7 protein-coding genes are annotated in these 10,164 nt (G+C 70.7%); 5 read left to right on the forward strand and 2 right to left on the reverse strand.

Features of this window, described 5'->3' with window-relative positions; genetic code table 11:
• Window positions 1-137: 137 nt before the first annotated feature.
• The 5 genes from J0695_RS31670 to J0695_RS31690 are packed head-to-tail and all read left to right on the forward strand — an operon-like array spanning window position 138 to window position 6,223.
• Entirely contained in the window at window positions 138-1,430 is a 1,293-nt protein-coding gene (locus J0695_RS31670; protein ID WP_206967918.1) for an ABC transporter substrate-binding protein, read from the forward strand.
• Window positions 1,431-1,445: 15 nt separating this feature from the next.
• Entirely contained in the window at window positions 1,446-2,381 is a 936-nt protein-coding gene (locus tag J0695_RS31675) for a carbohydrate ABC transporter permease (RefSeq protein ID WP_206967920.1), read from the forward strand.
• 26 nt (window positions 2,382-2,407) lie between these two features.
• Window positions 2,408-3,235 carry a carbohydrate ABC transporter permease gene (locus J0695_RS31680; RefSeq protein ID WP_206967930.1) on the forward strand — a complete coding sequence of 276 codons (828 nt, stop codon included), beginning with the start codon at window positions 2,408-2,410 and terminating at the stop codon, window positions 3,233-3,235.
• On the forward strand, window positions 3,232-4,263 hold the full coding sequence (locus tag J0695_RS31685) for a LacI family DNA-binding transcriptional regulator (protein ID WP_206967923.1): 1,032 nt from the start codon (window positions 3,232-3,234) through the stop codon (window positions 4,261-4,263). The genes J0695_RS31680 and J0695_RS31685 overlap by 4 nt, the downstream gene beginning before the upstream one ends.
• A gap of 22 nt (window positions 4,264-4,285) precedes the next feature.
• Entirely contained in the window at window positions 4,286-6,223 is a 1,938-nt protein-coding gene (locus J0695_RS31690; protein ID WP_206967924.1) for a cellulase family glycosylhydrolase, read from the forward strand.
• Here the strand turns inward: J0695_RS31690 and J0695_RS31695 are convergent.
• Window positions 6,220-7,398: an SWIM zinc finger family protein gene (locus J0695_RS31695; RefSeq protein WP_206967927.1), complete on the reverse strand. Its 1,179-nt coding sequence runs from the start codon at window positions 7,396-7,398 to the stop codon at window positions 6,220-6,222. The genes J0695_RS31690 and J0695_RS31695 overlap by 4 nt on opposite strands.
• Window positions 7,395-10,164, reverse strand: a 2,770-nt coding sequence (locus tag J0695_RS31700; protein ID WP_206967929.1) for an SCO1167/SCO6262 family helicase, incomplete at its 5' end; no start/stop codon positions are given. The genes J0695_RS31700 and J0695_RS31695, both read right to left, overlap by 4 nt.

A 10,164-nucleotide genomic window follows, 5' to 3' on the forward strand; every position in this document is an offset into this window, starting at 1 on the left:
GGGCTGAGCGGGGGGCTGAGGGGACGGCGTTTCAGCATGTGCAACGAGGGGTTGACGCCCTCACGATCCGCTCATACGGTGCTCGCACTTCGTTGGTATATCGATTAACCACTTCCCCCTCCAGGAGGCCACGCGCCGTGCGTTCATCGTTGAATCGCCGCGGGTTCATGTCCGCAGGTGCGGCCCTGGCCGCCGGAGTCGCCGCGCCCGCCTTGTCCGGGTGCGGGGTCATGGGTGGTGATGATTCCGACCCCGACACCCTCGTGCTCCACAGCCAGTTGGGCGGTACGGCTCCCGGGGCGGCCACCTTCCGGGCCGTACTGGACACCTTCCGCAAGGAGAACCCCGGGCTCAAGGTGAAGGTCCTCATCAATGGGGACGAACTGGGGCAGGTCTACGAAACCGCGCGGCTGGCCCGCAAAGAAGCCGATGTCGTCATGGTCAGCCTCTATGACAAGACCGTCGAGTGGACGGAGCTCGGGGCGACCGTCCCCGTCGGCGGATATCTCGACCAGTGGGGGCTGCGCGAGCGCATCCTGCCCAAGGCGCTCACCGAGTGGACCGACGAGAAGAACCGGCTGCGGGCGCTTCCGTACATTGCGAGCAACTGGCCCGTCGCCTTCAATCGGGACGTCATGCGCAAGGCGGGGGTCGACGAGATACCTCGCTCCGGCGATGAGTTGATCGCCGCCGCCAAGAAGCTGCGTGCCAAGGGGACCGCGCCCGTCACCATCGGCGGCAATGACTGGACCGGGCAGAAGCTGCTCGCCCAGATCATCCAGTCGTTCGTCACTGCCGAGCAGACGAAGTCCCTGTACCGCACCGGGGATTTCGGCGCTCTGAGCGGCGTTCGCGACGGGGTGCAGTACTTCGTGGAGCTGCGCGACGCAGGGGTCTTCACCGACAAGGCCCAGGGGCTCACCACCGACTCCATGACCACCCAGTTCAACACGGGTGCCGCGGCCATGGAGTCCGCGATGTCGTCCGCCCTGGGCAAGGTTCCCGACAACGTTGCCAGGCATACCGACGTGGGCGGCTTCCCACTGCCCACCGGGGCCGTTCACCCCAAGCCGACCATCCTGCGGACCTTCACCGTCAACGGGTTCTGGATCAGCCCGAACGGGACCAAAAAGATCGAGACCGTCGAGAAGTTCGTGCGCTTCATGTACCGGAAGGACGTCGTCGCGCGCTTCGTCACCGAGGGCGCGCGCGACATGGCGGTGAAGACCGAGACGCTCAGCGACGGGTTCCCACTCGTCGCCAAGGCACAACAGCTCGGCGACAGCGTCAGTCAAGTGGTGCTGCCCGATCTGTACGTGCCGCCCTCCGCCGTGCAGCCCATGATCCAGGCCACCAGCACCGCCTTCACCCCCGGCACCAGCGCCAACCGCATCATCTCCGCGCTCCAGGGCGCCTACCGAAACGCCTGAGGAGGCAGCACCGTCATGACGATGACTTCGTCCGTCAGGCCCGCCCCTCAGTCCGGGCAGGCCGCTCCGCTCTCCCCCGCCGGCCGCAAGCAGCGCAAGCCGAGCACCACCGTCCTCGCGGTGCCCGCACTGGTCTGGTACCTCGTCTTCATGGTCGGGCCCATGGTTGCGATCTTCGTGATCGCCGCCCTCCACTGGCCGGGGATGCTGCAGTCGACCTCCTTCGCCGGGCTCGACAACTTCCGTGCGCTCTTCGACGACCCGGTCTTCTGGCAGGCCGTGCGCAACACCGGCGTCCAGATGGTCATCGCGCTGCCGGTGATGATCGTCTGCGCGTACATGCTCGGCTACTACGTGGCGCAGAAGCCGCCCGGGCACAAGATCATCCGGTATCTGCTGTTCGTGCCGGGGCTCATCTCCACCCCCGCCAAGGCCATGGTCTTCTACGCCGCCCTCTCCCCGGACGGCCTGGCCAACGGGGCCCTGAAGGCGGTCGGGCTCGGGTCTGCCGCCGATGCCTGGCTCGCCAACCCCGACACCGCGCTGTACTGCCTGATAGCCCTCGACCTCTGGGCCGGCATCGGCTTCACCGCCGTCCTCTTCGCCGCACGCCTCGACAGCGTCCCCGAAGAGCTGGGCGAGGCAGCCCAGTTGGACGGCGCCGGGCACTGGCGGGCCATGTGGCGCATCCACTTCCCCGTCATCAAGGAGTACGTGGGCGTGGTGGCCATGCTCCAGTTCCTCTGGACGCTCTTCGGATCGGCGCAGCAGGTGCTGCTCCTCACCCAGGGCGGTCCCGCCAACTCCTCCACCACTCTCTCCTTCCTCGTCTACGAGAAGGCGTTCATGGAGTCCGACCTCGGCTACAGCCAGGCCGTCGGAGTCGTCCTGTTCCTGGTGGGGCTCGTGGGGCTGCTCGCCATCCGCCGTTCCTTCCGCCAGAGCTACTGATCGGAGCCTGACCCGCCATGGCCACCATGAAGTTCAGGAAGTCCTGGCTGCCCGCGCACATCCTCGTGTGGGCCTACGCCGTCCTGCTCGCCATCCCCCTCTACTACTTCCTCTCCTCCGCGTTCAAGTCCAACGAGGAGATCTTCAGCAGCCCGCTCTCCCCGCCGACGTCTTTCGGGTTCGGTAATTTCCGCACCGCCTTCGAGAGCGCCGATCTCGGCCCCGCCATCCTCAACTCGGCGATCGTCACCGTCTTCTCGCTGGCCCTGACCCTGGGCCTCGCGATACCGGCGGCCTTCGCCCTGGCCCGCTCCCGCGGCCGGGTCGCCTCCGTCATGGAGAAGGTCTTCTCGCTGGGCTTCCTCATCCCCACCTTCGCCGCCCTCTTCCCGACCTTCCTGCTCTCCGCCGCCACCGGGCTCTTCCACACCCGGCTCTTCATGGTGCTGTTCCTGCCCGCCACCGCCATGCCGCTGTCGGTGGTGATCCTGGTCCAGTTCATGCGCACCATCCCCCCGGAGATGGAGGAGGCCGCGCGGATCGACGGCGCATCGACCTTCGGCGTGCTGCGGCACATCTACACACCCATGTGCATGCCGGGCATCGCGACGGTCGTCCTGCTGAACTTCCTGACCTTCTGGAACGAGTACCTGTACTCGCTGATCATCATCGGCCCCGACCCCGACCTGCGGACCATCCAGGTCGCGCTGCCCACCCTGAAGTCCCAGATCGGCACGGACTACGGAATCCTCACCGCGGGCACCGTCCTCACCCTCGTACCGGTCTGGATCGTCTACACCGTGCTGCAGAAGCGCATGCAGCGTGCCCTGGTCAGCGGTGCGGTGAAGATGTGAGCCCCTCCCCCAGATCCTCCCCCCGGCCCACCATCAAGGACGTCGCCGCCGAGGCGGGAGTCTCCACCGCCGCCGTGTCCAAGGCGTTCAACCGCACCGGCCGTATCTCGGAGCCCACCCGCCTGCGCATCATGGAAGCGGCCGCCCGCCTCGGCTGGTCGCCCAGCGCGTCGGCGAGCGCACTGCGCCGCTCCCGTACGAGAACCGTCGCCATGGTGGTCAGCCGTGCCACCGACGTCCTGGGCGCCGACCCGCACTTCACCGAGGTCATCACCGGCCTGGAGAGCGAACTCTCGCCGCGCGGCTACGGTCTGCTGCTGCACCTGGTCTCGGACGTACGCGAAGAGAGCGCGCTGTACGAGCGCCTCGTCGCCGAGGGCCGCGTCGACGGCGCGGTCCTCACCGGCAGCCGCGTCGACGACCCGCGCCCCGCGCTCCTGGAACGCCTCGGCCTGCCCTCCGTGCTGCTCGGCGCACCCGACGGGATCGCGCTCGGGCAGCAGGAGGCGGGACTCGGCGAGGCCGTGCGCCATCTGCTCGACCTCGGCCACCGGCGCATCGGGTACGTGAGCGGGCCCGACGACCAGGTGCACACCGGGTTCCGGCGGCGCGTCTTCACCGAAGCGCTCGCCGCCGCCGGGCTCGAACCCGTCGCCGCCATCGCCACCGACTTCACCGCGGACGCGGCCGTCGCCGCCACCGAGCGACTGCTCGCCATGCGCCCCCGCCCGACTGCGATCGTGTACGCCAACGACTCGATCGCGGTGTGCGGCATCGGCACCGCCCAGCGCGCCGGATTCGCCGTACCCCGCGACCTGTCGGTCATCGGTTACGACAATCTGCCGCTCGGCCAGTGGCTGTACCCCGGTCTGACCACCGTCGACCAGCACGTACGCCTCGTCGGCGCGGCCGCAGCCCGCGCCCTGCTCGCCCGCTGCGGCGAGGACATCGCGTCCCCGCCCCTCACCGAACGCCCCCGGCTCGTCGTCCGAGAGTCGACCGGACCGGCCGCCCGATCAACCGCCTGACCTGCAACGGAGTTTCCACACCATGCGACGCCACAGCGCCCAGCTGACCCACGACGAAGCCGTACTCCCCTGGCTCGGTGCCAACTTCTGGTCCCGTACGGGCGGCCCGCTGATGTGGCGGAACTACGACCCGGCCGTCGTACGCGAAGAACTCGCCGTCCTCCGCGACCACGGCCTCAACATGACCCGCTCCTTCTTCTACTGGCCCGACTTCCACCCCGAACCCCACCGCATCGACGAAGAACTCTGCGACCGCTTCCGCGACTTCCTCGACGCGCACACCGAGTACGGGATGGGCACCGTCCCCACCTTCATCGTCGGCCATATGTCCGGCGAGAACTGGGACCCGGCCTGGCGCGGGGACCGCGATCTCTACGAGGACGTCTGGATGGTCGGCCGCCAGGCCTGGTTCACGAGCGAGATGACCCGCCGCTTCAAGGACCATGCGGCGGTCACCGGCTGGCTGATCACCAACGAGATGCCGGGTTACGGACGGATCTACCAGGTCGACCCGCCCTCGCAGGACGTCGTCACAGCCTGGGCTCAGTTCATGTGCCAGGCCGTACGGGCCACCGGCGCCACCCAGCCGGTCTCCCTCGGCGACGGCGCCTGGGGCCTGGAGGTCACCGGCCGCGACAACGGATTCTCCCTGCGCGAGACCGCCCAGTACGTCGACTTCGTCGGCCCGCACGTCTACCGCTCCGACACCGACCGCCCGCGCCAGCACTACCGCGCCGCCTTCGAGTGCGAGCTGGCGGCCGTCACCGGACAGCCCGTCGTCCTGGAGGAGTTCGGCCTCTCCACGGACACCGTCTCGGCGGGCAACGCGGGCGTGTACTACCGCCAGACCCTCCACAACTCCCTCCTCGGCGGGGCGACGGGCTGGATCGCGTGGAACAACACCGACTACGACGCACTGTGGGACCAGTCCCCGTACGACCACCACCCCTTCGAGATGCACTTCGGCATCACCGACAGCGAAGGCCTCCCCAAGGAGCCGCTGCGTGAACTCGCCTCGTTCGCCGAGGTGTTGAAGCAGGTCGACTTCGCCCGTTGCCGGCGCGAGGACGCGGGCGCCGCCCTGGTCGTGCCCACGTTCCTGGAGCGCGGCTACCCCTACAGCCGGCCCGCCGACCGCCCGCTGATCTTCACCTCGCTGCAGCAGGGGTACGTGGCCGCGCGCGGCGCCGACCTGCCGGTGGCCTTCGTACGGGAGGCGGACGGGCTCCCGGCGCCGGGCGACGTACAGCTCTATCTGCTGCCGTCCACCCGGCAGTTGACCACGCGGACGCGCCGCGATCTGGAGCAGCGGGCGCGGGACGGCGCGACGGTCTATCTCTCGTTCTGCTCGGGCGAGCACCCGGCGACGCGCGGGCCGTGGTTCCACGACCTGGACGGTCTCTTCGGGGTGGAGCACCAACTGTCGTACGGGGTGGCCGAGCCCATCGAGGACGACGTCCTGGAGATGACCTTCACCGAGGACTTCGGGTCCATAGCGGCGGGCGAGACGCTGACCTTCCCGGTCGCGGGCAACGAGGACAGCCGCGCCTACCTGCCGGTCGTCCCCGACGGCGCGCGCGTCGTGGCGACGGACGCGCACGGCCGTCCGGCCCTGCTGACGTACGAGATCGGCACGGGCCGCACGGTCCTCGCCACGTACCCGCTGGAGCACATGGCCGCCCGTACCGCACGCGTCAACCCGGAGCAGACGCACCGGCTGTACGAGGCGCTGGCCGATGTCGCGGGCGCCGCGCGTCCGGTGACGTCCGGAACTCCGATGGTCAGCGCGGATGTGCTGGTGCACGAGGACGGGCGCAGGTTCGTGTGGCTGGTCAGCCAGTCCGGCGAAGAGCAGACGGTACGTCCCTCGGGCGGCGCACCGCACGACCTCGCGACCGGTGATGCGACGCCGGAGATCACGCTGGAGCCGTACGGGGTAAGGGTGTTCGCGCTGCGCTAGTCGCGGTAGAGGGCGGAGACGGGGTCGCCCTTCGGGGCGCCCCGGGGCCACCAGTCGTCGCGGCCCGGATCCGACTCGTAGGCGTACCACCGGTTGTCCTGGCCGAAGCGCAGCTGGAGCGATCCGCCCGGCAGGGTGAGGTGATTGCGGGAGGGCTGGAAGCGGGGGTAGCCGGCTGCCGCGAGGGCCGGGCGCGCACGGTCGAAGGGACCGGCCGGCGGGTCCCACTCCGATTCCAGTACGGACAGCCCCATGAGCCCGCTGTCCCCGCCCTGGCGCCAGGCCGCGACCGCACGTGCCAGGTCGGTGGGGGTGCGGCCGGTGGCCGACGCCAGGTCGCGGTAGAGCGTGCGGGTGGTGGCGGTCAGGCCGGCCGTGGGACGGGCCGCAGCCCGGCGGACCGCGTCCTGCCACGGGGTGAGGTGCGCGACGGGGTCGTTCCCCGAGGCGAGGATGGTGTGGGCACGGGCCGCCGCATCCGTCGCCAGGTGCTCGACGGACAGGGCGTCCACCTTTCCGGGCGCGGTCGGGTAGGCCGGTGGCGAGCCGGGGTGCGGCGGGACCCGGAGCGGTGGCGGGAGCGGCGGGAGGTAGCGCTCGGCCAGGGCTTCCCTGGCCGGGATTCCCGGCGCGGGCGGCGCGGGGGACGTCTCGCGTGCCGCGTGGGCGGCGTTGCGGTGCCCGAGCTCTTCGAGGAGTTCACTCTCCGCCCTGCCCCGCATGAGGAGCAGGACGAACGGGTCCTTGTCGAGGAGCGCCGCCGTCTCGTAACAGACGGCCGCTGCGTGCTTGCAGGGGTACCCGCTGTCCGGGCAGGAGCACGACGGGACGAGGTCGCCGCGGGCCGGGAGGAGCGAGACGCCCGCCTCGGCCGCCGCGTCCACGAGCGAGTGCGGCATGTCCTTGTCGAGGAGCGCCGCGATATGGCCGGGCTGGGCGGCCGCCTCGTCGAGGAAGTGACCCCAGTCGGCTTCCGAGAGCGTCTGGAGACGGAGCTCGGTGCGGTACGGGCGCGGACGGCTGCCCTGGACGTACGCGATGATCCGGCCAGGGGTCACATGGACCGACGCCACATGGCCGGCCTCCTGATAACTCCGGCCCCTGGCCAGGCGTGCCGGGTCGAGGGAGAGCGCTTCCAGCGCCTCCACCCAGGCGGTCCCCCACCAGCTGCTCATCCTGGCCTCCTCAAAGAGACCAGGTCGGCGAGCTCCGCGTTGCCCAGTTCGGTGAGGGCCGACTCGCCGGACCCGAGGACCGCCTCGGCCAACGCCCGCTTGGCCTCCAGCATTTCGGCGATACGGTCCTCCACCGTGCCCTCCGCGATGATGCGGTGGACCTGGACGGGCTGGGTCTGGCCGATGCGGTAGGCGCGGTCGGTGGCCTGCTCCTCCACGGCCGGGTTCCACCAGCGGTCGTAGTGGATGACATGGGCCGCCCTGGTGAGGTTCAGCCCGGTGCCCGCCGCCTTGAGGGAGAGCAGGAAGACCGGCGATTCACCGGCCTGGAAGCGGTCCACCATCTCCTCGCGCCGGGCGATCGGCGTTCCTCCGTGCAGGAGCTGGGAGGGGATCCCGCGTGCCGCGAGATGGTGGGAGAGGAGCTGCGCCATGGCAACGTACTGGGTGAAGATCAGAACCGAGTCGTTCTCCGCCAGGATCGTGTCGAGGAGTTCGTCGAGGAGGGCGAGCTTGCCCGAACGGCCGGACAGGCGGGTGGGCCCCTCCTTCAGATACTGCGCCGGATGGTTGCAGATCTGCTTGAGGGCGGTGAGCAGCTTCATGATCAGGGCCCGGCGGCCGATCCCCTCGTTGCCTTCGATCGCTCCCATCGATTCACGGACCACCGCCTGGTAGAGGGAGGCCTGTTCGCGGGTGAGGGACACCGGGTGGTCCGTCTCCGTCTTGGGCGGGAGCTCGGGCGCGATGCCCGGGTCGGACTTCTTGCGGCGAAGGAGGAAAGGGCGGACCAGACGGGCCAGACGCTCCACGGCCTGGTCCTCCTCGCCGTTCTCCACGATGCGGGCGTGGCGGGCGCGGAACGTCTTGAGCGGGCCGAGCAGGCCAGGTGTCGTCCAGTCGAGCAGCGCCCAGAGCTCGGAGAGGTTGTTCTCGACCGGGGTGCCGGTCAGCGCGACGCGGGCCGGGGTGGGGATCGTGCGCAGGGCCTTCGCCGTCGCCGCGTTGGGGTTCTTGATGTGCTGCGCCTCGTCCGCGACGACCATGCCCCAGCTGCGGGTGGCCAGTTCGGGTGCGCTGGTGCGCATCGTGCCGTACGTGGTGAGGACGAAGCCGCCCTCGTCGAGGACGGACAGCGAGCGCTCGGCGCCGTGAAAGCGGCGCACGGGCACGCCGGGCGCGAACCGGGTGATCTCCCGCTGCCAGTTGCCCATCAGCGAGGCGGGACAGACCACCAGGGTCGGTTCGCTGCGGGCGCGGTGCAGATGGAGGGCGATGACCGTGATCGTCTTGCCCAGGCCCATGTCGTCGGCGAGGCAGCCGCCGAGGCCGAGCGAGGTCATCAGATCCAGCCAGGACAGGCCGCGGAGCTGGTAGTCACGGAGGGTGGCGTCCAGGCCTGCCGGCTGGGGAAGCGGCGGCAGCTCGCCGGTGAGGCGGGCGTGCAGGGTGGCGAGGGCGCCGACGGGGACCGCCTCGACCGTCTCGCCGTCGACCTCGGCGGTGCCGGTGAGCGCCACGGAAAGCGCGTCCACCGGCTCAAGGAGACCCAGTTCCCGCTTGCGCGCCTTCCGTACGAGGTCGGGGTCGACCACCACCCACTGGTCGCGCAGCCGCACGATCGGGCGGTGCGACTCCGCGAGGATGTCCATCTCTGATTCGGTGAGCTTGTCCTCGCCGAGGGCCAACTGCCAGCTGAACGAGAACAGTTCGTCCGCGTCGAAGAACGGGGTGCCGTCGGTGGCCGAACCCGGCGCCGGGCGCACCACCGCGGTGGCCGTGAGCGAGCGGGCCAGCTCACGCGGCCAGTGCACCGCCACCCCCGCGGCGGCCAGCTGTGCCGCTGCCGGGCCGAGGAGGTCGTACAACTCCTCCTCGGTCAGCGGCAGTACGTCGGGGACGCGCCGCTCCAGGAGCCCGGCCAGCGGGGGCCAGACCCTGGCCGCCCTGCGCAGCGCCAGTACGGCGTCGATCCGCACGCGCGGACCGAAGCGGTCGTCCCCCTCCCCCGCCCAGAGCGGGCCCGCGTCGATGACCAGCGTCGGGTCGGCAAGGCTGTGCACCTGGACGATGGCGGCGCCCGCATGGCGTTCGCCCTGCTCGGCATCCGGGGCGTGGTCGAAGAGGTCGTACCCGGAGAAGTCCAGGCGCAGCGAGATCTGCACCCCGGCGTCCGTCCCCGCCGCCACCTCCACCGCCCACTCGCGCAGACCGGGTAGATGCTGCGGCTCGCGCGCCGCATAGGGGGCGCCCTCGGCGTGCGCCGCCGCGGGGGTGCGCGGCAGGGAGTCGGCGACCGCGTCGAGGAGCGACCGTACGAGCGCTTCCGGTTCGGGCAGCTCCAGAGGTGTCCTGCCGGGCAGCGGCGCCGCGTGCGCCTGCGGGGGCATCGCCGCCGCGACCGCCCGCAGATGCGCCACGTCCTCGGCGTCCAGCGGGCCCGCGCGCCAGGCATCGTGGTCGTCCGCGGTCAGCCCGGGGAGCAGCCGCCCGCGCGCCGCGAGCTGCAGGGCGTGCAGCACGGCCGCGCCCCAGCAGCGGGTCGCCGGGTGGGCCACCGGGCTGTTCCGGGCGGCGATCAGCGCGGGCAGCGCCTCGATCACGCCGAGGGTCACCGCGGGGACCGTACGGCGGCGGGCGGCGGTGCCCTGGAGCGCGACGACCGTGAGCTCGTCCGGGCCCGGCGGGAGAACGCCGCTCGGGTCCCAGAAGGCGAATCTGCCCTCGCGCGGCACCGCTCCGGGAAGGAAGACGGCCGCGCGAGGG

Source organism: Streptomyces beijiangensis (assembly GCF_017315755.1).
Classification (GTDB): Bacteria; Actinomycetota; Actinomycetes; order Streptomycetales; family Streptomycetaceae; genus Streptomyces; species Streptomyces beijiangensis.

Bases quoted from the DNA above. Each gene is read 5' to 3' on its own strand.
- J0695_RS31675 (WP_206967920.1), top strand. From the start codon at position 1,446: ATGACGATGACTTCGTCCGTCAGGCCCGCCCCTCAGTCCGGGCAGGCC.
- J0695_RS31690 (WP_206967924.1), top strand. From the start codon at position 4,286: ATGCGACGCCACAGCGCCCAGCTGACCCACGACGAAGCCGTACTCCCC.
- J0695_RS31695 (WP_206967927.1), bottom strand. From the start codon at position 7,398: ATGAGCAGCTGGTGGGGGACCGCCTGGGTGGAGGCGCTGGAAGCGCTC.
- J0695_RS31680 (WP_206967930.1), top strand. From the start codon at position 2,408: ATGAAGTTCAGGAAGTCCTGGCTGCCCGCGCACATCCTCGTGTGGGCC.